This window comes from Shewanella sp. Choline-02u-19 (assembly GCF_002836205.1).
GTDB lineage: Bacteria > Pseudomonadota > Gammaproteobacteria > Enterobacterales > Shewanellaceae > Shewanella.
Genome location: NZ_PJBE01000013.1, coordinates 2,863,823 through 2,887,906, shown reverse-complemented (window position 1 = coordinate 2,887,906; position 24,084 = coordinate 2,863,823). Strand labels below are relative to the sequence as shown.

At 41.4% G+C, this 24,084-nt stretch carries 17 protein-coding genes; 9 read left to right on the top strand and 8 right to left on the bottom strand.

From position 1 onward, the window contains the following. Window positions 1-182 precede the first annotated feature (182 nt). The 3 genes from gcvP to CXF83_RS19210 all read left to right on the top strand — a co-directional run bounded on the left by gcvP (window position 183) and on the right by CXF83_RS19210 (window position 6,904). Window positions 183-3,071, top strand: a complete 2,889-nt coding sequence (gene gcvP / locus CXF83_RS19220) for an aminomethyl-transferring glycine dehydrogenase (protein WP_101091805.1) — start codon at window positions 183-185, stop codon at window positions 3,069-3,071. Between the two features lie 390 nt (window positions 3,072-3,461). Continuing rightward, window positions 3,462-3,923, top strand: a complete 462-nt coding sequence (locus CXF83_RS19215) for a hypothetical protein (RefSeq protein WP_101098037.1) — start codon at window positions 3,462-3,464, stop codon at window positions 3,921-3,923. Between the two features lie 11 nt (window positions 3,924-3,934). Next, the gene (locus CXF83_RS19210) at window positions 3,935-6,904 is read left to right on the top strand and encodes a KGGVGR-motif variant AAA ATPase (RefSeq protein ID WP_157822860.1); all 2,970 of its coding nucleotides are present in this window, start codon (window positions 3,935-3,937) and stop codon (window positions 6,902-6,904) included. A gap of 581 nt (window positions 6,905-7,485) precedes the next feature. Here CXF83_RS19210 and CXF83_RS19200 read toward each other — a convergent pair. From CXF83_RS19200 to CXF83_RS19185, 4 genes are all read right to left on the bottom strand, one after another. Beyond that, on the bottom strand, window positions 7,486-8,790 hold the full coding sequence (locus CXF83_RS19200; protein WP_101089176.1) for a hypothetical protein: 1,305 nt from the start codon (window positions 8,788-8,790) through the stop codon (window positions 7,486-7,488). A gap of 352 nt (window positions 8,791-9,142) precedes the next feature. Continuing rightward, window positions 9,143-9,835: a transposase gene (locus tag CXF83_RS19195; RefSeq protein ID WP_101089177.1), complete on the bottom strand. Its 693-nt coding sequence runs from the start codon at window positions 9,833-9,835 to the stop codon at window positions 9,143-9,145. An 80-nt stretch (window positions 9,836-9,915) separates the two neighbouring features. Continuing rightward, window positions 9,916-10,560, bottom strand: coding sequence for a D-Ala-D-Ala carboxypeptidase family metallohydrolase (locus CXF83_RS19190; protein WP_232775153.1), 645 nt, complete (start codon window positions 10,558-10,560; stop codon window positions 9,916-9,918). Window positions 10,561-10,759: 199 nt separating this feature from the next. After that, on the bottom strand, window positions 10,760-11,143 hold the full coding sequence (locus CXF83_RS19185) for a hypothetical protein (RefSeq protein WP_157822861.1): 384 nt from the start codon (window positions 11,141-11,143) through the stop codon (window positions 10,760-10,762). Window positions 11,144-11,673: 530 nt separating this feature from the next. Here CXF83_RS19185 and CXF83_RS19180 point away from each other — a divergent pair. Together CXF83_RS19180 and CXF83_RS19175 are read left to right on the top strand one after the other, a co-directional pair. Continuing rightward, window positions 11,674-12,294, top strand: coding sequence for a hypothetical protein (locus tag CXF83_RS19180; RefSeq protein WP_101089179.1), 621 nt, complete (start codon window positions 11,674-11,676; stop codon window positions 12,292-12,294). 419 nt (window positions 12,295-12,713) lie between these two features. Beyond that, window positions 12,714-13,952 (top strand): DUF2325 domain-containing protein, encoded by a 1,239-nt coding sequence (locus CXF83_RS19175; RefSeq protein WP_157822862.1) that lies wholly within the window; start codon window positions 12,714-12,716, stop codon window positions 13,950-13,952. A 41-nt stretch (window positions 13,953-13,993) separates the two neighbouring features. Here the strand turns inward: CXF83_RS19175 and CXF83_RS19170 are convergent, their stop codons facing one another. Continuing rightward, a complete protein-coding gene (locus tag CXF83_RS19170; RefSeq protein WP_101098036.1) occupies window positions 13,994-15,025 on the bottom strand; it encodes a patatin-like phospholipase family protein in 1,032 nt (343 codons plus the stop codon). Window positions 15,026-15,595: 570 nt separating this feature from the next. Between CXF83_RS19170 and CXF83_RS19165 the strand changes: the two genes are divergently transcribed. Both CXF83_RS19165 and CXF83_RS19160 read left to right on the top strand, forming a co-directional pair. After that, the gene (locus CXF83_RS19165; RefSeq protein WP_101093245.1) at window positions 15,596-17,209 is read left to right on the top strand and encodes an Ig-like domain-containing protein; all 1,614 of its coding nucleotides are present in this window, start codon (window positions 15,596-15,598) and stop codon (window positions 17,207-17,209) included. A gap of 111 nt (window positions 17,210-17,320) precedes the next feature. Then, the gene (locus CXF83_RS19160; RefSeq protein WP_101093223.1) at window positions 17,321-18,220 is read left to right on the top strand and encodes an AraC family transcriptional regulator; all 900 of its coding nucleotides are present in this window, start codon (window positions 17,321-17,323) and stop codon (window positions 18,218-18,220) included. Between the two features lie 34 nt (window positions 18,221-18,254). Here the strand turns inward: CXF83_RS19160 and CXF83_RS19155 are convergent, their stop codons facing one another. Further along, window positions 18,255-18,572 carry a hypothetical protein gene (locus tag CXF83_RS19155; protein ID WP_101093221.1) on the bottom strand — a complete coding sequence of 106 codons (318 nt, stop codon included), beginning with the start codon at window positions 18,570-18,572 and terminating at the stop codon, window positions 18,255-18,257. Window positions 18,573-18,751: 179 nt separating this feature from the next. Between CXF83_RS19155 and CXF83_RS19150 the strand changes: the two genes are divergently transcribed. Further along, window positions 18,752-19,153, top strand: a complete 402-nt coding sequence (locus CXF83_RS19150; protein ID WP_101093243.1) for a hypothetical protein — start codon at window positions 18,752-18,754, stop codon at window positions 19,151-19,153. Window positions 19,154-19,293: 140 nt separating this feature from the next. Here CXF83_RS19150 and CXF83_RS19145 read toward each other — a convergent pair whose 3' ends face one another. Continuing rightward, window positions 19,294-19,560 carry a RebB family R body protein gene (locus tag CXF83_RS19145; protein WP_101093219.1) on the bottom strand — a complete coding sequence of 89 codons (267 nt, stop codon included), beginning with the start codon at window positions 19,558-19,560 and terminating at the stop codon, window positions 19,294-19,296. 637 nt (window positions 19,561-20,197) lie between these two features. Between CXF83_RS19145 and CXF83_RS19140 the strand changes: the two genes are divergently transcribed. Then, window positions 20,198-21,862 (top strand): methyl-accepting chemotaxis protein, encoded by a 1,665-nt coding sequence (locus CXF83_RS19140; protein WP_101093217.1) that lies wholly within the window; start codon window positions 20,198-20,200, stop codon window positions 21,860-21,862. Between the two features lie 411 nt (window positions 21,863-22,273). Here the strand turns inward: CXF83_RS19140 and CXF83_RS19135 are convergent, their stop codons facing one another. Beyond that, the gene (locus tag CXF83_RS19135; protein ID WP_232775152.1) at window positions 22,274-23,551 is read right to left on the bottom strand and encodes an outer membrane protein transport protein; all 1,278 of its coding nucleotides are present in this window, start codon (window positions 23,549-23,551) and stop codon (window positions 22,274-22,276) included. Between the last annotated feature and the right edge of the window lie 533 nt (window positions 23,552-24,084).

Sequence of the window (24,084 nt, the reverse complement as noted above, 5' to 3'; positions counted from 1 at the left end):
ACTGGGGCTTTGTCCGTTATATGGCAATGCCCGATAACGTGAACAGTTGAAATAGAGACCATACCAATGCCATTCATTAAATGAGCAAATATGCTCGATAGTGACATTGGTCTAAAACAACGAGACCAGTAAATCCGCTCCCCTACAGGTTGGATACTGGCAAATATGGAACCAGGTTACTCATGACCAAAGAAACCCTTACGCAGTTAGAGCAGCACGAATTATTTCTTCGCCGTCATATCGGTCCAGGTGCCGAACAGCAGCAAGAGATGCTGAATTTTGTGGGTGCTGAATCGTTAGAAGACTTGACCGAACAAATCGTGCCAGGATCAATTCTTCTTAATCGTGATCTCGCCGTTGGCGATTCATGTGGTGAAGCTGAAGGCTTAGCTTATATTCGTCAAATTGCGGATAAAAATAAAGTCTTTAAAAGCTACATAGGTATGGGTTACTACGGTACTGAAGTACCGAGCGTTATCCAACGTAACGTGCTTGAAAATCCAGGTTGGTACACGGCATATACGCCATACCAGCCAGAGATCGCTCAAGGTCGTCTTGAAGCGATTCTTAACTTCCAGCAGCTATCAATGGACCTCACCGGTCTTGATCTTGCTTCTTCATCACTGCTTGATGAAGCCACCGCTGCCGCGGAAGCAATGGCGCTGGCTAAGCGTGTTTCTAAAGCGAAAAAAGCCAACATCTTCTTTGTGGCAGATGACGTATTCCCACAGACACTCGACGTGGTAAAAACCCGTGCCGAATGCTTTGGTTTTGAAGTTGTTGTTGGCCCTGCAGCTGACGCCGTTAACTACGAGCTGTTTGGTGCACTGTTCCAGTACACTAACCGCTACGGTCAAATCTGCGATTACACAGAACTCTTTACCCAGTTGCATGAGAAAAAGGCCATCGTTTCAGTCGCGGCCGACATCATGTCACTGGTGATGCTTAAATCTCCAGGTTCTATGGGCGCCGATGTCGTATTGGGTAACTCACAGCGCTTTGGTGTGCCAATGGGCTTTGGTGGTCCACACGCTGCATTCTTCGTGACCCGTGACGCCTTTAAACGTTCACTGCCCGGTCGTATTATCGGAGTATCACAAGATACTCGCGGTAACCGTGCACTGCGTATGGCAATGCAAACTCGCGAGCAACATATTCGCCGCGAAAAAGCGAACTCCAATATCTGTACCGCACAGGTATTACTGGCCAACATGGCGTCGTTCTACGCAGTATTCCACGGCCCACAAGGCCTTAAGGTGATTGCAGAGCGTATCCATCGCTTAACCGATATCTTGGCAGCTGGCCTAAGCGCCAAAGGCGTTGAGCTGGTTAACAACACTTGGTTCGATACCTTGTCACTTAAAGGCTTAGACGTTGCCGCAGTGACTGCACGTTCAGCTGTTGCAGGCCTTAACCTGCGCATCGACGCTGACGGCATGCTGGGTGTCAGCTTGGCTGAAACTACCACCCGCAGTGACGTAGCTGAGCTATTCGACGTTATCTTGGGCGCAGATCATGGTCTAGACGTCGCTAAGCTTGATGATGCTATTGTGGCTAACGGCAGCACATCAATTCCAGCTGAGCTAGTGCGCACCGATGCAATCTTGACGCACCCAACGTTTAATCGCTACCAGAGCGAAACCGAGATGATGCGTTACATCAAGCGTCTCGAGAATAAAGATCTGGCCTTGAACCACTCAATGATCTCGCTCGGTTCATGCACCATGAAGCTAAACGCAGCCACCGAGATGATGCCTATCACTTGGCCTGAGTTTGGTAGCATGCACCCATTCTGCCCGCTAGACCAAGCGGAAGGTTATGCACAGTTACTCGAAGAGCTATCAACGTGGTTGGTGGAAATTACCGGGTACGACGCGGTATCACTGCAGCCAAATTCGGGTGCACAAGGTGAATACGCTGGTCTACTCACGATTAAGCAATACCATGAGTCACGTGGCGACGCGCACAGAAATATCTGTCTTATCCCACAATCAGCTCACGGTACCAACCCAGCGTCTGCCCAGCTTGCTGGCATGAAAATCGTAGTTACCGCCTGTGATAAAGCCGGTAACATCGACATGGATGACTTAAGAGCCAAAGCCGCAGAAGTGGCTGACAACTTATCTTGCATCATGGTGACTTACCCATCGACTCACGGTGTGTATGAAGAAAGCATCGGCGAAATTTGTGAAGTTATTCACGAGTTCGGCGGTCAGGTTTACCTTGATGGCGCCAACATGAACGCACAGGTTGGCCTTACATCACCGGGCTTTATCGGCGCGGATGTATCACACCTTAACTTACACAAAACCTTCGCTATTCCCCATGGCGGCGGCGGACCAGGCATGGGCCCAATCGGTGTTAAAAAGCACCTTGCGCCATTCTTATCGGGTCACACAGTGATTAAGCACGGTCTTGAGTCTGACAATAATGGTGCGGTATCTGCAGCGCCATACGGCAGCGCAAGCATCTTGCCTATCACTTGGATGTACATCAAGTTGTTAGGTAAGAAGGGGCTGCGTCAGTCAACGCAAGTGGCATTGCTTAACGCTAACTACATCATGAAGAAACTGTCTGAGCATTACCCGATTCTTTATTCTGGCCGAAATGACCGTGTTGCCCATGAGTGCATCATCGATTTGCGTCCGCTTAAAGAGACATCGGGTGTGACAGAGATGGATATCGCTAAGCGTTTGAACGATTACGGTTTCCACTCGCCAACCATGAGCTTCCCAGTGGCGGGAACCTTGATGATTGAGCCGACAGAATCAGAATCTAAAGTTGAGCTAGACAGATTTATCGAAGCAATGGTGTCTATCCGCGGTGAAGTTGCCAAGGTAGAAGCAGGCGAGTGGCCAGCGGACAACAACCCGCTGCACAATGCGCCGCATACCTTAGCCGATATCATGGACTCAGAATTTGATTCACGTCCATATACGCGTGAAGAGGCTGTGTTCCCAACTAAAGCGGTTAAGCTAAACAAGTTCTGGCCTACGGTTAACCGTATTGATGATGTGTTTGGCGACAGGAACCTCATGTGTGCTTGTGTGCCTGTTAGCGAGTATGAGTAATAATTGCTGCTTAGGCTCGGTGCTGCTAGCTTTCATAAAGAGTTAGCATCGCCAGCGACGCAATTATGGAAACTGTGAGTTTGGTAGTTTCTGCTAGTTAAAGAATTGAAAAAGCGACCTTTTGGGTCGCTTTTTTTGTGGACAGTGTTTCAGCTTTCTCTGATTCTGTTTATCTTTAAAAAGCTTACTTTAATCAATGTATGATTGTTGTTCTAGGATTTCACATAAAAAACGAAAAAATATGGTGGTTGTATCTATTTTGTAATAATATCCAGTACTTATACAATATCATGTGTTTGATGATGTAGTTTCTACTGTTAAATAGTTAAGAAACGTATCTTGTACATCATTAATTATTTGGACTTTTTATTAAGCTGAATAGGACTTGCATTGAAATATCCCGAATATTTATCATCAGCTAGAAGACACAAACAAGCTTGCAGAGTATTAAAAGAAAAACTCGATACTTATGCAGAAGAGCGAGAAAATGATGAAAATTATAAACATTTAGTTATAAGCCTTTATTATTTGTCAGGGTATATAATTGAATGCTCCTTAAAATTTAAAATATTTGAGGTTTGTGGTTATAGCACTGAAGTTGAAATAGATGAAGATGAATGCAAAAATTTTGGAATTAACTATAGGAAAAAAATTAGAGTGCATTGTTTTCATAAGTTGCAAAACTTTTTGGATTCTAAAGTACCTGATATATCCCATAAAAGCGAAATCATTGAAATAGATGGTTTATTAGATAAATGGGATCCAATAGTAAGGTATGAAGATGTTTCTCTTAATTATCAAGATGTTAGCTCTTTGTATGATCATGCTGCTAGCTTTATGAGAAAAATGTAAGGGTTATACAAATGTTAAAGTCAATAAGTTTTATGAAACGGCTAGAAAGTGATCTAACTGCAAACGCCAAGTTAAAAAAAATCAATGATTTTTTTATTGAATTAAGAATAAATCAAACTGTAGATATCTATATAGTTAGCGACCTAGTAGATAGTAAAGGTATGTTATTGCTATCTAGTATTGATAGTTCTGAATTAGAAAATAATAATTTAGCATTTACATTCTTAACTAGTGAACAATCCCAAGATGATGATTATAAATATTTGTTCGAGAATGATAAAGTATCTTTCGGGTTGAGAAGATCGCTTAGCGCTTTACTCGACAAAAAAACCGTCGAAAGTCAAAGAAAAGATAATGTTGTAACATTTTTTAGTTATAAAGGCGGAGTTGGTAGAACAACATCTCTGGCTCTTACTGCTACTCATTTATCACGGAAAGGTAAAAAGGTTTTTGCTTTGGATTGTGATTTTGAAGCACCGGGCTTAATAAACTTCTTTAACAGTGCTCAATCTGAAAAACAAAAAAATGGGCTTGTTGAATATTTAAATGATCAGTTGTTTTCAAAAACGAATGATATTAAAGATTATGTATACAATGTTGAAAAAAGCTACTCCGGTACAGGCGTTATAAACTTCATGGCTGCCGGAAATATTTTGTCAAATGATAATGATGATGATGACTTAGGTAGTTATTTAGAAGGTTTAGCTAAAATTGATCTACAAGGTCTCCGTTTAGTAAATATCTTTAGTTCACTAATTGATGAAATACAATTAATGTATAATCCAGATATTATACTGATAGATTCTAGAACTGGATTTAATAATGTCTTTGGTACTCTGGCGAAGCTATCTAAACACATTGTTGTGTTGGCTGGTGATGATATTCAAAATCAACCTGGTATTGAATATGTTAGTAAACTATTGCGTGATACTAAAGTCAATACTACCTTCGCGCTGTCTATTTTGAGCAGTAACTTCAGTAGGCGATATAAGAATTTCTCCCAACAAATACACAATAGTTATGGATATGATGCTGAAATATTCTATTTTGATCGTCAACCTGTATTAGAGTTTATTGGGACTCCATTGGGGGACGATGATGATTTAGATGATTTCATTAATGGTGATGTAGGTTCTACACAATATCACAAATTCTTTAGCTACATCGAAGAGTCAACCTCATATTTCAATGAAGCTGCTCTGTCTGGAAATATTGTATTTGAAGATGTAGATGAACCTGAAGCACTGCAGTCGGTGAGCGTAGATTCGCTACCTAACACTACAGAAACTAGCTCTGAAACTAGCTCTGAAACTAGCTCTGAAACTAGCTCTGAAACTAGCTCTGAAACTAAACCTGAAACTAGTAGCTCTGAAACTAAACCTGAAACTAGCTCTGAAACTAGCTCTGAAACTAAACCTGAAACTAAACCTGAAACTAAACCTGAAACTAAACCTGAAACTCTGGAAGTAAAGGAATCAGATGATATTGGGTTTGATAGTGTTAGTTTACAAGATAAAATTCTTGATAAAATAACTGAAAAATTGCCTAAGTTATACGCTGAGAGTATCGAGTATGACCAAGATTATATAGAAAATAATTTTTACGTTAGACCTTGTATGGAGGATTTTTTCATTCCAGAAAAAAGCATTCTACTTGGTGATAAAGGTACAGGTAAAACAGCATTTTACAAAGCGTTACAAATAGAAAGCTTTTATGAAATGTTAATAGAAAAATCACAAAAAAAGCATATGCATTACAAAGTTTTGAATGTAACTAACTTCGAAAAAGATAGTTTTGAAATGCTTAATTTTGATGAATACCTTAATGAAGAACTATTTTTTAAGAAGTTTTGGATGTTTTTTATTTGGCAAGCTATTTGTGAACGTAGTGATTTTACAAGTGCTCGTAAAGAGCTCTTTATAGACTTAAGTAAAACCAATGCCACGATAAAAATTATTGAGTTAATTAATGATGATAGTAAATTCTCACTTATTGAAGATGAGTTATATCAAGTAAACTCTGAACTCAAGTCCTCTGATGAAAGGCTAATAATTACTTTCGATAGATTAGACAACATAGTGAAGCCTTATTTGTGGAACAATATCATTTCACCATTAGTTAAACTTTGCATGACATTCCCATGGGATCATATTTTCCCTAAACTTTTCTTACGTCGTGATTTATATGGGCGACTTGGTAATTTAACTAATAAAAATTCCTTTATAGCAAGATCAATTAGTTTAGAGTGGACTCAGAATGAAATGTTTTCATACTTTTTGAAAATAGTATTCGTTTCATGTAAAGAAGACTTCTTTCAGTTTTTGAATGAACACTCCTCTGCTACAGGAATTAATATTCAACAGATAAAAATGAAATTGAAGACCAAGAGTTATGTGCACAATCAATTACCATTAGATACTTATTTAATCCAACCCATTATCAACCTTTTTTTCGGGGCACCAAAATCTCGTAAAAATGGCAAAATACGAGTTGCGTATGAAGACCTTTATCGGAATATTCAAAGCGCTGATAAAACGGTCAATTTACGCCCGTTTATTGATTTAATCTCATATGCGATAAAAGAGCAAAAAGAACAAGATGAGCAAAAAGGGTTTAGAAAAGACTCTATTTTGAGTTTAGTTTACTGTACTAGCAGTCAAGTACGTAAGAATGCAGTGGTTAAATATTTGGACGATTTATGGAATGAACAGGGTAATGAATTTGTAAAGTACTTTTGTCATGACCTTTCAAATAATAAAGTAAGTACTATATATAAAAAGAACATGTTGTATGAGGATGCATTTGAAAAGCTATTAGCTGAGATTAGGTTTAATCATAAAGAGAAAGAAGTCATAAAAAACTCTACTATGGAAGAGTGTAAAGAAGTTTTATTAGCTAATAAAATCGTTACATCTTATATGGTTGGAAATAAAACTCGATATGGATTTGCATATTTATATACTAACTTTTTTGGTTTTTAAAATGGTGTGATCATAGACACCCATCATTAATCGCATGTTTTTGTGCCTCTTACTAAGCTTTAGGTATTGCTTAAGTAAGAGGTTGTTATGCCTAGAACAATTGAGAATAAGTGGGGTCAGAGTCTGAGGGATCCCCACGAATTTAATAGCAAAAATAAGTGGGGTCAGAGTAAACTTTATTCTGTTGCCTTAGAAGGTCGCCCTAGTTTCTTTGGTCTCATGCTTTTGCCTGTCAGTTTTTCTATCTCATCTTTAAACTTATCATTTCCGATAGCCATGCCTTTGTGGGTTGCTTGTCGAATATCGTCAATGATCTTAGTGTCTAGATGATATTTAAACAGGGGAACCAATCATAGACACCCATCATTAATTACAAGCTTTTGTGCCTCTTACTAAGCTTTAGTTATGATTTAACATGGGTGGCTATAGGTCGTGCTGCTTTGGTGTTAGGTTGGGATTAGAAGCTATAGATATTGAAAAAGCGACCTTTTGGGTTAATGCCAGTAAGCTTAACTTACTGGCATTACAGATTATGCTGTCTTTTTTAGTTTTATCTGCAGTGATAAAAACCTTATATAAAACTAATCTTCAATAAAAACAGTCAGCTCCATATAGTTGGTTTGATAATCAAGCACACTGATTTCATCATCTGTCATGTGATTTCTGTCGGCTAATAACCTACGCCATTCATTTAATGGTTTAACTGAGTCGTATCCTCTAATACCAATTCGTAAATTAGGTAAATTAAGAGAGTCAAACTTTGCATCTAAAGCTGTTGGCAGTTTTAGATCTGGCATGCTACCCGATGCCCCGCCCCAAATAGCCCACTCGGCATGACCATCATCGGTAGATCCCGATAGAGTCATATGAGTCAATGCAACATCCCCAACACTCGTAAAATCATATTGATAAGGGGCTTGCCCAGTAGATATTTCTGCTAATAATGCATTAACAGAATCAGCGAAGCCGTTTGCTGGATCCCAGAGCATAACCGGAGAAGTGGTGCCTTCGGATGTAACAAGGTGTCGCGCTGAGCTATAACTTTCAGCGAGCTTATTACGCACGTACTCTTGACCATATACCGCCGGCCAAACATAACTTTTAATCGTTAATGTCGGATAAACAAATACCAAATCATTTTGGCTAAAATTACGCCAACCATCAAACGATAAAGCATATAAGTATCTTGCGTTATTAGGGTTAACGTAATCAACTGCTACACCTTCGTGAGTAAAGTCGCTCAAGCCCAATGTATATTGGGTTTGATTGCTCAAATCAATACTGCCAGCGAGACTGCTATGACCATCAGCTGCAACCAATTGCACATCGATTGGACCTGTACCATCACACCATTCTACTTTGGGATTACTGGCAAATGGCATTAATTCGAAGCTATTGCCCCCCAGGTACAACATACTGTCAGGTGCATCGGCTATAAGTGACTGCACTGGAAATTCGACTTGTTTACAGTTACAACCTTCTTCGTTGTTATCATCCCTAAAATAGGTAACACCTAAATCACCTGCCTCAACATCAACAGTAGACATAACCTTGAGTTCAGGCTGGTCTTTATAATAGATATGGTTTTCAGCGGTTAAGGTGATATGTTTAGCGTTACTCGGCCAGTCAGCCGTGAGAGCACCAGCGCTATTTGTTACGTACTCAGCAATAATGTCACCGGCATTATTGTGAACAAATACGTTAACACCTGACTTAGGTGTTTCGATTCCACATTTATTATTAACCACTGTATTTAAAGTGATTTGTGGCTCATTACCGCCCGATGCTCCGCCATTTTCAGCAGAGCCTGATGAGTCATCTCCGCCGCCACAAGCTGTTAAAATCAATGCAGATATTGCAGTTAACGTCCATTTTTTTGCCGTCATATTTTCTTCCTGAATATGTTGAAATACACTAAATAGTCAATTATTTAGCTTGGTAAAATGCATTCCTTTAACGATCCTTGGGACTAACTTGAATCAAGGTGATAGAGGTAAAACTCAGATATAAGAACACTTATAAATGATTAAAGTTATATCGAACCTCTATGGTAATAGCATTGATTTAGGTCTGAAATTCGCAAAAATCAAACTAAGACCACTGTTAATGGTATGTAAATGAATACGGTCACAACCGTACAATTTTATCGAAAAAAAGTCTATTACTTAAAACAATTGGGTCAAAAACAATTGGGGTCAGAGTAAACTTTATTCAAAACAATTGGGGTCAGAGTAAACTTTATTCTGTTGCCTTAGAAGGTCGCCCTAGTTTCTTTGGTCTCATGCTTTTGCCTGTTATTTTTTCTATCTCATCTTTAAACTTATCATTTCCGATAGCCATGCCTTTGTGGGTTGCTTGTCGAATATCGTCAATGATCTTAGTGTCTAGATGATATTTAAACAGTGCTCGATAACATGTTTGTCGTGCTTTTTCTTTGGGGTTAATCGCAAGGTAAGCCGGGTGAGGTGTACAAAGTTGCGAGGCTTTCCCTAGGGCATTGACTTGATAACTCGACCATTCATATTCACAAGGGTCATTGACCATATCGGCTCTAACTGGATTAAGCTCTATATAGCGATAGAGTTGAATTAAGTAGTCTTCTGTTTGTACAAGGCAAGACTTAAATCGTCCCTCCCATAGTGTTCCTGAGCGTTTATAGGTGTAATTGAAATACCTTACATATTGTCGACCAAGGGATTGCATCATTTGACTAATAGCATTCGCTCTACGTGGTGTGCAAAGTAGATGAACGTGGTTTGTCATGAAGACCCAAGCATGGATTTCAACATGAAATTTCTTGCTGTAATCTTTTAACCATCCTGCATAGGCAATAAAGTCTTGTTGTGAAGTAAAGCAGGCTTGGCGATTATTACCGCGTTGAATGATATGTTGAGGCACACCTATAGGGTTGGCTCTAGCCTTTCTTGGCATGTGCAAGTTCCTTTTGCAAAGCTCATTATGCTAAGGAGTATAGGTGAATAATTTTAGTTTACTCTGACCCCACTTGTTCACTACCACTGGCGGAAGCCGCAGGTGTCGATATGAAACCGAATACCGCCATAGATACCCAAACCGGCCTGATATTTCTGCCCTACCTTACGATGTATCTCCTTCAGCTTTGACATTAATTCCTCGCGGGAGTAGCTCTTAACCGGCACCATGTCCAAGGCGCAGAACTGCATGTGCTTACTCTGTCCGGCACCGCCAGCGAGGCGATTATACTCATCGGAACGGTCACCAGAGACCGGAATCACATCGCCGATAATCGGCACTATTTCCTGCTGTAAAAAGATCAGCGTATTAGCCATGCTCTGCCATTGGTCGACCTCGGGAAAGGTAAAAACGGAGGTGCCTTTCATCTCCCAACTAGTGCCTTGCAACATCGCTAAGTAAATAGGAATAACTTTCTCGACGCCCTGTTTAGCAAAGAATGCTGTTATCTCATCGTAGCGATCTTCGACGTCGTTAATAATCAACCAACCATGAAAGGCGTCGTAGGTTGGCACCGGATAGCCCTGCACCTTAACGAGCAAGTCTTCTTCGGTGAGCTTAATATCTAGCTGATAGATTTTATCGAGGGTTTGCTTATCGACATCGGCGACCGTGGTGATAGGCATCACCACCAGTAATAACAGTACTATTCGTAATACATTCATATCCATCCCCTAGGCCGTCAATAGCAATCAAAGGCCGATCGCCTTTGATTGAGTATAGGATGGATATCAGCACATTCTTAGATCTCTTCGCGAGCTGCTTTCGCTCGGGTAAAAGGTACCAGCCGTAGTTAATGGCATAAATAACGACCACCTACTAAGCTTTTGAAAGAGGAATTGCATAGGCACACATCATTGATTGTTACGCATGTTCCTTAATATTTACACCACGTTTGAAGTTACCATTCTTATCAAACATCTCAGGGAACATAACCACAGCTTGAAACTTTAAAAACGTATATTTCATTAACTCGTAGCCGATCACTAAGCCGCAAGGCGGTGATGTTCTACCTGCCTTGTAATAATCGTGTGTTAATTCTAAACGTTCAACACAATATGTTACTGCTACTACACTGTCCCTGCTGTTGATGTCAGCGTAAGACAGAACTACAACTTCATCTCCCTTCATAATGCTGCTGAACAAGTGGTTGTTATTCGCGCCTATGCTGAAATCATATACAACATTTTCAAGGTTGTAGTGTTCGCTATAGACCCTGTTGCCACAATTATTAAGAATGAAATTCATAAAATATTTACTCAAAAACCACAAATTTGGCTTTACATTACCATGCTGAATACTTATGTGCATACAGCTGTGTATTTGAGCCAGTTATAGACACCCATCATTAATTACATGTTTTAGTGCCTCTCATTAGGCTTTAGGCATTGCTTAAGTAGGAAGTTGTTATGCCTTGCCTTAGAAGTACGCTCATTAGTCTAGAATTTTCGACTGATTAATAATGGGAGTCTATCGATCGTCGCTATCAACCTTTGGTTTTTACTGAGCTAGAGGCGCTTAAAGGAAGGTTACCTGAAGATAGTGGAATATAAGGATGCTTCACTATTCTCCATCTAAAAAACAATCTGTAATTTACGCTTTAAATCAATAACCTTAACGGTATTCTGGCTCTAGATTTATATTAAAACGGAACAGGGAAGCGGCGTAAGAAGGTTATCAGAAGGAGATTTCAGTCAACGCTAGCTAAAGTTATAGCTCGAAATCATTGGCTAAGGATATAGGCCAATTATCTTGCATACTCTAAATGGATAAATACTATGAATGCTCAAGAATCTTTCGTACATCATATGAATGCTATGCGTGAACACCATAAGTCAGGTGCAACTCATACTTATTCTGTTCCGGTTGATTTACTTTACGCTAGCGCAACAAATGACTCAGGGTTAATGGCTTTTAAAGCAACAGATGTCGCTGGTAATTCGGAAGTTACAGCTGACTTAGAGGCGTATAAAAACGATACAAACTCATTTGTTGAAGGCCAAAGGAGTGGCGCCACAGCATCAGTTACTATATTGAAAGACAATAAAAAACCTAATGATGCAACAACCAATTCATTTGTAGAAGCGATGGAGAATCAGAAAGCTGAAGCAAAAAAAGCGTCTGATGCACTAATTAATAAAAACTACGATAAGTTGATTAAAGCAGGGATTGATCATCCAGGGCAGCAAAAGCGCATTTTATCAGCGACTGAAGCAATTGGTGCATTTTTTACTACTTTGCTTATTTCTGTAGGGAAGTTTTTTGCAAATCTAGCAAGCTCGATTGTTAACTTCTTCAATGATATCGGGGAATGGTTCAGTAATGCTGGAAAATCAATTGCAAATTGGACTTCTGGGGCAATTTCTTCAGTAGGTAAATTCTTCTCCAGTATTTTCTAGTAAATGGATTAATAGGCAGCTTAATTTATTTCCAACGGAGTAGAGCTTAGATATTATATTTAGGCTCTATTTAATGTCCTAGCAGGGCAACCGCATGAGTGTGCGTATTGCGGTGATTGCGAACGGTCATTGCAGTTTAAACCGATCACCTACATCAATTTTTCTCTCTCAATCCTCTTTTTACCCAACAGCTAACCATAGACACTCATCATTAAAGCCATGTGTTGAACGCGGCCACAAAAACCAAAATAACATTGCCCCCATAATTATTCTTTCGCGAAAAATATTCTCAAGTAACACTTCCTATTCGCGCGAATGATAACTATTATCATATGCGATATGTTAGTTGCACTAATACCATTGACGACTCAATCATTGCTAAAGGCAAGTTTAACTGCGACAGAATTAAGGAGGACTGCATGTGTGATATCTCAGCCACTGGAACACAGGCATTTAATTGCTTTAAAGGTAAACGTAAATTGTGGGAGCTAAGCGCTAAACTGCTATGTCCTGTCATAGGTACCTGTTTGACGACATCTGAGATCCGTAAGCTGGCAGAGAAAATTGTCGACAAAGAACAGGCTCGGAAAAGTGATTACTGGCTACACACTTGGATCGTTTCCAACTGTGACGTTAAACATCACCTGTCTTTGACGGTACAAAAGCACCTAGATAAAAAGTTTACTGCCGCTATAAAGCGTTTTGGTCTGATTAAATGTCGCGATGAGCTCAAACCAGTCTGGCAGCAGCATATAGATCGAGGAGCCAGCGCCGAAGCCCTATGGGCACTGTTAACGCACCCTTTGTGTGATCTGACTATTGAAGAAATGGCTTATGAAACCATTCATATGTTGTCTCATCAGATTGGGGCTGGCCAGGGAGCGGATCTTAAACGCCTACACACTGTTGAAAAGGAGTTGTTAGAACTGAAAAAATCGTTAGATAAAAGTCAGCAAAAAGCCCATCAGACTATCTCTAGTAAAGAGCGACAGCTAGGTGAACTACAACAACAGCTGGCTGAAATTAAGGCGGACAATTTGCAACTCAAAGAGCACTGCCAGCGCCTAGAACGAGAAGGAAATAATAATGCAGCGGCGCTTGAACTAAAGCAGCTACATAACGAACTGGCGAGTAAAAATATCTCGCTTGAGATTTTAGATAAACAGAAACTGCAGTGGCAGCAAAAACTGCAACACAGTGAAGAGAATATTTTGGGTTTAACTCAAAAATTGCAACTACAGAAGCAAGAATCCCGATCTCTAGAAGGGTTAGTAAAGCAGAGTCTGTCTCCCTGTAATAGATGCAGTGCCGCTTCTTGCACCGATTGTCCAGACCTTAAGGGGCTGAAAATTTTATGTGTTGGTGGCCTGCAGCGCATGACTGAACAATATAGGGAGCTGGTGTCTCGTTGTAATGGCGAATTCAGCCATCATGATGGCGGTGTCCAAGACCGTAGCAAGCGCTTAGATGCCATGTTGTGGTCTGCCGATGCGGTTATTTGCGCCTCCGATTGCATCAGCCACGACGCCTACTACAGATTGAAGCGATTCTGTAAGCAACATAATAAGCGTCACTTGTTCATCCCCTCTTCTGGCATATCAAGCTTTGCTAAAGCGATGGATGACGTGGCCAATGAAATAAGCTGCGTCAACTTATAAAAAATAACCTGGCTACCCATAATGGTTCTCTATCTTGAGTATTAACAATAGCGAGCGACTCTAGCTTCAGTTCGTTTATTTATTTCTGGGACTAAGGGCTGAAATTCGACTAGGGATTGTAAATGCTGATCCATAAATTTATTTCCAGCTTGTTTACCCTGTTGATAATCGAGGTGGATGTCGGACTCTTTACTGCCTAATAGTCTGCTCTTTAATCCTTTATCTGGAAAAATTTGGATAACTTCAACACCGGGAGGAGGGGACTCAATAAATTTAAGTGATTCACGGTAGGCATGTTCATGATGCACAAAGTAGTCTATAGCTTTTGGGCATTGGTTTGATGAACATATCCAAGATTTTAAACGATAAATCCAAGGAGTATGAGCTGAATACTCTTTTGGTAAAGTACGTATTACAACTATTTTATGAGCGCCACGTTTATAGGCTTCTTCAACAGGAAGAGGTGCGGATAGTCCTCCGTCAACATGAAACTCATCCCCAAGTTTCACTCCTTTTCTGTACAAAAACGGAAGAGCACTTGAAGCTTTTAAGAGAGTGAGCCAATTATCTTGATTAGGACTAAAAAATTGAGCCTGATAATTAGAACTATTGGTGGTTGAAATAAGTAGTTCACGCTGCTTCAAACGTTTAAAACCACACTCGGTATTTAATTTATGCGTGAGTAATCCGTTTCCTTTTTCGTTTACCACTCCTACTCGATTAAAATACCAGTCGAGGTCGATTGTACTTCTTCCTATTAGCGGTCTCCCTAGGTTAAAAAAGTGGGGGTCTCGTGACAAGCTCGCAATAGATGTCTGGGCAAAACCAGGTTGATTGGTAATATAACTTGATAGATTTTGTGCTCCAGCAGAGGTTCCTATGAGTAATTTAAAAGGGTTAAAGCCTTTCTCAAGCCAACTATCGAGAACACCAGCTGTAAATATTCCTCTTTGTCCTCCCCCTTCAGCAACCAGCGCCGTGTGAGCTATGGGGAATGAAACTGAGTTGAATTTATTATCAATGTGAGGGCAGTTATCCTCTAGTTTAATAGGTAAATAAGGATTTAATGACATAAATTGACCTTAATAAAAACAAGTGCTGCATAGGCTAGGTAGTTGTTCTTAATATTAAATAATGCATGAGTGAATATTAATAAAAGAGTTAATCTTTAAATAAGAGAATTAACAGATTAAATTTAATTAGTGGATGCATTTTATCTTTGTTAACTGCTTTTGTAACTAGGATGATACTTGATTAATAATCAAAAAACATTTGGTAATCAATGTATAGGGAGAAGATAAAAACCCATCATAGACACCTATTTATTCTATGGTCTACGGCCACTATGGTCGTGGTGCTTCTCTGACTCCTGAGCAAGAATGACCCCCCGTCCTTATCCTCCTTGCAACCGCTATGACGCGCCAATGTTGTGGCTCATTCGTTAATCACAGCTTTCGATGAGCCCCAGTGACTGCTTTGGTTCACACTCCTCTCTTTCGGTATTTAATCGGCAATTTCCAGTCCCTTACTGACCTACTTTGACATGGGCATTAGCATTAATTTAACAAATGAACAAATTAATGCGCTCCGGGCTAAATCCCATACCTAGGGGCCGTTGTATCAACTAATAAAGGGAAATGATGATGATGAAATTTAACGGGCGCAGTGCCCCACGCAAGACGCTCATTGCAGCCATGCTTCTCAGCCTTCTGAGTGCATGTGGCAGCGATGATGATAATGATGAGTCAACTCCTCCTCCAGCTGAAAATAATCCACCGATTGCTAATCCAAGCAATGCTGAAGCGATTGTCGGTACCAGTATTCTGATCGACGCCTTGGCCAACGATACCGATGCCGATGGTGACCCATTGACTATCGAAACCGTGACCGTGACATCAGGCGCAGGAACGGCATTGATTAAAGAAAATAAAATCTTGTTCGTGTCAGATAAAGTCGGTGCCACAACACTCAATTACACTATCTCAGATGGTAATGGTGGCGAGGCAGAGTCGATAGTCACTGTCGTGGTGCTATCAGATGAAGTGGCTCTGGCCTATGTCGGTTCCAATACCTGTATTACCTGTCATACAGATAAGAAAACCTTTTTCGAGACCGGCCATAACTTCAAGCTGACTAAGGTTAATGGAGAGAAACCTATCTACCCGTTTTCCTCTATTCCTAATGGAATCCTGGAGTTTTTCGATGTAAACAACACGCTGGGTAACCCTTCCAGCTGGGCCGATATCAGTTACGTTATCGGTGGTTACAAAAGCAGTACCATGTTCATCGACCAGAATGGCTACATCATGACCGGGAATGCGGTTGGTACATTCCCTGTTCCAGAGGGGACTGAAGCGAATGCCCACATGGCGTGGCCCTGGAACCCGAATGATGCACCGGATTCACATGGCTATGATTACTGCGGCAGATGTCACACTACCGGTTGGCAAGATTACACCGAAGGCACCGGTGATTATCGAAACCTAAACAGACAAGATGATATGCCGGGAATGGGCGGTACGTTCGCTATGACCGGGGTTCAGTGTGAAAGTTGTCATGGCGGCGGTAGTGAACACGTTAAGGGCCCGTCAAAACATAATATTGTTAAACTAGCTGAAGCACGTGTTACCGGAGATTACACTTCAGAGGATATGGGATATGCTAAGGCGGCTACCTGTCAGGAGTGTCATACCACCGATGATGCCGTCAGACGCTACCCGGACTATCAGTCTCCCTTTGAGCAGGAATTTGGTGGCGTAACCCTGAATGCACGCTTGTTGCGGACCTCCGGCTTTGGTCCCGAAGGGCGCCGAGATGGCCGTGGTGGCCGTCATGCTGCGACAACCTTGATAGGAACCGATCCGGATACTGGCGAGGCTATGGGTAAGAAGAAGGACTTCACCTGCTCAACTTGTCATAACCCTCACCGCTCTGAACTCAATCAGGATCAGCCGGGTCATGAAGACGCGATGGTAAGACAGTGTACCGATTGTCATACCAAGGAATTTGCCGACGTCCCTGATAGCGAAATAGCTGCTGCCGCTCACGAGTTCATCGCCAAGTGTACTGACTGTCATATGCCAAGTTCATCTCACTTGCTCAAGATCGATCTCGAGGGGGCAAAGGAAGACCCAAGACACTTCTCGGCAGATGGTGACTACATGAAGCCCTGGCTTCGTGCTTTTGATAGCTGTTCAGGTTGTCATGAGGATGACTATGATGAGCGAGCCAGTCGTATAGGGAAAATACACTTATAGTACTCTCTTGCTAGTCATCTTTTGCTAGTACTCTTTGGCCAGCGGCGACTTGTCGCTGGCTAACCCGTCCCTACACAGGCACTCTTTTAAGGAGGTGTTATAGTGGCATGCATGAACAATTGTGATTCAATTCCCAACATTCACTACCGAGCTCCCTCTATAGAGAACTCTGGTATCGAAGTTATGGATCTTGAGTGCTTCCGCGAAAGGCTCAGTCGCTACGACTTCGATCCCTACCAACCCCACCGAGTGAATTATTTCTGTTTCCTGTTCATTACCAAAGGGCAAGGGCAACATCTAATCGACTTCAAACACTATCCCTACCAGTCGGGCAGTGTTATTTTTGTTAATCGCAATCAAGTACACGCCTTCGATTCAGAGGATTTACCACAAGGTACTATGGTCAACATTAGCACGGACTTCTTCTCCGATAGCGCTTCCAATATACGCACTTCTTACTTTGCTCCGTTTCATCAAAGCATGGCGTCATCGCCCGTTCTAACGACACTACCTGCGGATTTAAACGAGAGCTGCACCGTGCTGTTAAGAGAGGTGAAAAAGGCCATTTATGAGGGAGCTGACGATGATGTGGTGGTGCAGTTACTGATCTCCAGCTTATTGATCAAATTAGGCCGGCAGAGAAAGAGTCATCTTAGCCACTTGAGTGAGCATCAAAAAGATCGCTTCGACCAGTTTATCAGTCTAGTGGAACAACATTTCTTCGAGGCTAGGGAAGCCCTTCAATATGCACAGTGGATGCACACAAGCTACAAGAACTTAAACCTACTATGCAAATCATGCTGTGGCCGCACAACCAAGCAATTAATCGATTTCAGAATCACGCTTGAGATCAAGCGCAAGCTCGTTATGGACGGTCTATCAGTACAACAAACTGCTGATGATCTAGGTTTCGAAGATATTACCCACTTTAATAAATATTTCAAACGGTTAACAGGTTTCACTCCGGCAGCCTTTAAGCGGAAAAAGAGTGCTGAAGAGCCAATGCAATAAATAGGATCAGACTCTGACCCTATTTATCCCAGAGTTAATAATTCTGCAGAGAGAGCATCTGTTTCATCTGGGCTTTTTCAGCATCGGTAAGCATAGTCTCGTGGGCGACCTGCATGTTAGTTGGGCAGGCATACTCATTGTCCAAAACCTTATCAAACACCTGAAAATGGCTACCTGTTACTGTCTGATATTGGCAAATTAACAAGTTATTATCAGTTTTAGAGTTCACTAAATTTGCTGTTACAGCAGTATTTAAGGAAGCATGAGCGCTGCCAATTGAGATAAACAAGGTCAGGGCGATAGTGGTTACCGTTTTTACTGCTGTTGCTAACATCTTCGTTAATTGCTTCATCTGTCGCCTCTGCTTAATCATCTACTTTGATAATTAATATAGCGGCAGAATGCTGTACCATAACTGAACGATTTATCGACGCTTTTACTGGCTGACGGTTGCATCAGGGATCGTTAGATAGCAAAATCTAACGTTATAACCAGAATGACTGATGGCTCATGATTAAAGTGAATGAAAATATGCAGCAAGAACTCCCAATTACGATAGTGGCCGAGGGTAAATTTTCGAATTCGCTTAAGCCGTTGTTAATCCAGCTCGAGTTATGGATTAATTTTCAGGCGGTAAAAGCGGATTGGTACGGTAATGAAGATTGTATCTTGTCTTTTGACTTTACTCTGGTCAGGACATTGGAAGAAAAAACACCACTGCTGACGGCTGTGAGCGCAGAAGGTGCAGAAGGTTGGATTGTAGAGCTGGGTTACGCTTATCACTATGACAGCAGTAGTCTGAAGACTATCGCCTTTATTGCCGTTAATGACTTGATTCAGAACGGTACTGGTATTGAACAGGCGATAAAGGACAGATTGACAAGTGTAGCCAATGCTATTGGACTACAACATGGTTTGTTGGCGTTGGTTTAGGAAGCTTTTCTCTGATAGGAATAACATGAATAAGTGGGAAAATAACATGGCCACCATGACTATTTATTGCCGTTATGCTATTTCAGATAGTTGGCGATATTGGTTGGTTTTCCCTATCAATATCGCCAGCGGTATTGACCTTATCGGTAAATCTTTGCAGTGCCTTCCGCTGCCGATGCGACATCGATGGCAAACATGGTATTTACACCCTGCACAAGTGCAGCCTGAGCCGTAACGCTGTTGTTTTGCTGGCCAGTTGTTGCGTTGTGAGCCGCATTCGACAACGCCTGACTGGTTGCTAGCATGAAGTTACCGGTTGCTACAGCGGGCGCATCACCAAGAACTTTAGTGTTTACCTGGGATACCGAGTCGGTGATTTGACTATTTACTGCTGTTGGAAATGCCATCGTTTATTCCTTTAAACTCGTTAAGTAGAGCGGCTTTAATGACCGCGATTTTATCCGTTTATCGAGATGTTCCTCTAAGATTAAGAAACTGCCTCAAGCCTCTAATGCAAAGTACTTACTCATTGCAATAGTCGTGGAGGTGATATCTAAATAACATGGCTATCCTATCTAGCCGTCTAACAAATAGTGCCAAATTATTTCGAGTTATGACTGTAACTAGACTCGCTTAGAATTACCTTCTGATAGCCTTCCCAAGTTAATAACTTGGCCACCCATAATTATTTATCATGTCAATATTTTGAAAATCTTGTATAAAACCAGAGATCTAGAGATAGGACTTAGATTCTTAAGCATCCAAAGGAACAGTCAACCGAACGATAAATCACTAAAGGATCGGCATTAAAGCTTATGGCTGCCTTTTTTAGTTCTTTATGTTGGATCCATCCCGATCCACATCTCCTTTCTTTCCTACAGTTCGCATCAGTTCTGCGTTGTTACGCAGGCTCGTAAAAGTCTCAATGTGATCAAGTTATAACTATTGAGATGCGTGTTATTTATTTGTATTAATTTGGTTGGGTAAATGATAGATCTTGCTCGTTATATACCGACTAAAAGTTATTCTTGGAGAATAAAAATAATGATAAATATGAGTCTGAAGAATAAATTATTGCTATTTGCTCTTTTACCTGTGGTGGTGATCTTTTTTAGCTTAATGGCTATTACCTACAATATCGAGTCGAATAACCTTGAAAGAAATATTACTTCTTTCAAAGATAAATTAATTCTAGATCGCAAGACGATGCTAAAAGAAGAGATTGAAATTGGCGTTCAAATCGTTGTTTACCAGCGATCCCTGGGCGAACAAGGAGATGTTAAAGCTGCATTGCGTAACGTGCATTTCGGTAAGTCGGGTTATTTCTTCATCTATGATGAACAGGGCATTAGTATTTTTCATGGTGCTAGCGCTGATAGAGAAGGAAATAATTATCTTGGAATGACAGATGCCAACGGCAAAAAAGTTGTTGTCGGTTTACTTAGGGCTGCCAGAAGCGGTGATGGTATTTTTAGTTATCACAATGATAAACCTGGTGGGAATGGCTTAGTTGAGAAAATTGGTTACGGTGAGATGATCCCTGGTACCGATTGGTTAATTGGGACCGGTGCTTATGTTGATGATATCGAAGCAGAGGTTCGTGAGTATCGGGATGTTATTACACAGAATATGCAAGATAAGGCGATAACCATCTTGATTATCGTCCTTATTATTGTGTTATTGATAACGGTTGCAGTGTTATTTATTGCTCAGCGAATGGTTCATCCGATTAGAAATATGGTGACTAATTTAGAAGATATTGCCAAAGGAGAAGGGGATCTGACTAAGCGACTCCACATTGAGGGGCATGATGAGATAGCCCAGCTTGGGCGAGCTTTTAACCTGTTTGTTGATAAGCTGCAGGGGATTATCAAAGACGTCGCTAATGTCACCCAAGAGGTAAAGAGTGGCGCAGACAATATTAATAGTCAGACACAAGTGATGGCTGAGCAATTAGCTAGTCATAACAATGAGACAGATCAGGTTGTCACCGCAATCACTGAGATGTCGGCTACCGCGAATGAGGTCGCACTCAATACTTCGCAAGTGGCGGAGGCAACGCTCGCGGCGACTGGAGATGTGACCAAGGCTCAAAATTGTGTCGACACTTCATTAACCGAAGTCTCATCATTAATGTCTGAAATCGACACGGCTGCAGCGCATATTAACTCCCTGCGTGAACAATCTCAGAAAATTAACAGTGTATTGACTGTGATTGGTGGTATTGCCGAGCAAACGAATCTATTGGCGTTAAATGCAGCCATTGAGGCGGCGAGGGCCGGTGAGCAGGGTCGAGGATTTGCCGTGGTTGCCGATGAAGTGCGCAGCTTAGCCAGCAGGACTCAGACCAGTACCTTGGAAATTAACGAAATGCTGAGTGAGCTTCACAATTTAGTGTCATTGGCTGTAAGTACCATGGATGCAAGTCAGCAGAGCTGTTTACGTTCGGTTGAGTCGTCCAGAGCCATCTCTGAGAGCCTTGGCGCGGTGACATCGGCCGTAACATCGATTAATGATATGAGTACTCAGATAGCAACCGCAGCAACGGAGCAAAGCTCAGTGACCGAAGAGATTAACCGTAACGTGTTTACGATTCAGGATATCGTCAACGAGTTAATGAGTTCGAGCCAAAGTACTTCTGGAGTGAGCCACAAGCTGACTCAAGAAGGCGATACTCTCGGGCGTTTGGTTGGACAGTTTAAGGTATAGAGGCTAAGAGCCGGCGCAATAAAAAGGGAAGCTTATCGCTTCCCTTTTTATTGGTGGGTAACGAGAGTAGATACCATGGCCAGCCATTATCATTGTATCTCTCGTGTTGTCCGTAAAGCCTTTTGGTGTCTGCGCCTATGCTGTGATGAGTAACCACTTGTAGTAAGTGTTAAAAGTAGCTGCTGATAGAACCAAAAATATAGTCAGATAAAGAGGGGATTATTCAACGGCACAAAGGTTTTAATGGGATGTTATTGACTCAACAGTTTGTTCACGGAATATGTTTGGTAAAAATTTTGAGGTTCTAGTTATAGTCAGTGAATTATAAGTAAATATGCCCGTCAGGATCCTGAAAGGCATATTTTCAGCCGTTTTTTAAGCGCTGTGTTAGCTCTGTTTTAACCCACGAGTCTAAAAAGTACGGTTATATTGTAATCCGACCATCATGGCATTGGCATGACTCGTTGCCGTAAGGTTTGTGGCCAAATAGGTACCGCTGGCGATATCTATCGGGATCATAGGTTTTGATTCCACCACACTCACATCTTGGCCTAATACATAAGTAAACCCAAAATCCATATTGGAGTTTTGCGTTAACTGATATGTAAAACCAGTTGAGAAAAATTGTCTATCTGAATCCGGCACCGAAATAGAGGTAAATTGATCTTGTGCGCTGACATCGTATAGATAACCTGCTCTAAGGGTCCAAGTATTATTCAGGTAGTAAGTCGCACCAATAGCGTAGTGCCAACCATCTTTCCACTCATAATTATTCAGTGTGCCACTGGTCTCGGCATCCAGATTTTCAAACACGCTCCAACCTATCCATTGAATACTATAATGTAGCGCGATATTAGTGTTTTCGAGGTGATGGAAACCAGAAAATTCAACCATGCTCGGCAGCGGGATCGGTAGCGTATCGTCGATAGGGCCGGACTCGGCCATATAACCCGCGTAATCGACATCGCCCTCAGTTTCAATTGTAGGGCTATAACGATAAGACAAACCAAAGCGGTTATTATCATCTAGCTCATACACAGCCCCCAGATTAAACCCCAGCCCCCAACCTTTAGCATCGACTGTCAGTAGATTAGTGTCTGTTGGCTGTAAACTCCTTTTGAGCTTACCCGTACTGGCAATGATATCCAGTCCAGCCCCAAGGCTAACATGCTCATTAATCCGATAAGAGGCGGATAAACCAAGATTGTAACTCTTAACTTCACTCTGGCCACCAAACTCACCAGCAATGTAATCATCACTATATTCTGTTTTAGTACCAAAGTTGGAATACGCGTTAATGCCCCAAGCAAACCGGTCATTGACTGGCATGATAAAGTGAATGTTAGGAGCGATAGCCATGTCGCCAGCATCATCATAGTTTGCTGATTGAACCGAGCTATCGACGAGAGCCCCTTGGCTATATAACTCTCGGCTATAAAGCGCATCTTTGACTTCGATCATGGAAGTGATGCTGATGAAACCCACTGACAAAGCGGGCTCATTAAACAGTGCCATAGTGGCGGGATTACGCGACATAGAGGACGCGTTATCTGCAATGACCGCATCTCCGGCAAATGCGCGTCCCAGGCCTGCGTTTGATTGCGCATTTAGCTGAAAGCCAGCGCAATATGCCTGTTGTGAAAACAATATCGCTGCGCCAATAATAACCTTCTTATTCAATCGACTCATCTCCCTCATAGTTTACTATCCTTTGGATCCTGCTCTTTCCGAGCTTATCGAATTTGGTTTATCGTACTTGGCTTGACTGAATAAACGCAGCCATGCAGGCCGACGTTTAAATAGGACGCAGATAGTATGTGAATATAAGAGTAATTAATGAAATCAATGTCTTATTTTAGAAAACAAATACAATGGCAGCAAATAACCGCGGGTTGATATTTTGAGTCTTGTTTATACTTCAAATATTCAATTTTAGATGTTTGAGGAAACGAGGCTGAAGCTAGAATGACCTCTCTGAGTGAGAGATATAAATGCTGAACTGGACTTTCAAATAGATGTGATTGCCTAGACCATGTTGTACTGAAGTTAGCTTATTATGTCTAAATAACATGGTCACCCATGTTCAATATCGGGGTTATATATACAGCTACATTTTACTCTGACCCGGTTAACTGCGGAAACGGAATGAGTCCTTTTGTCGCTAATAAAAGGCCACTTTCTTCTGCAGCAAGAAAGTGGCCTATTTTATAGATACAATCTAT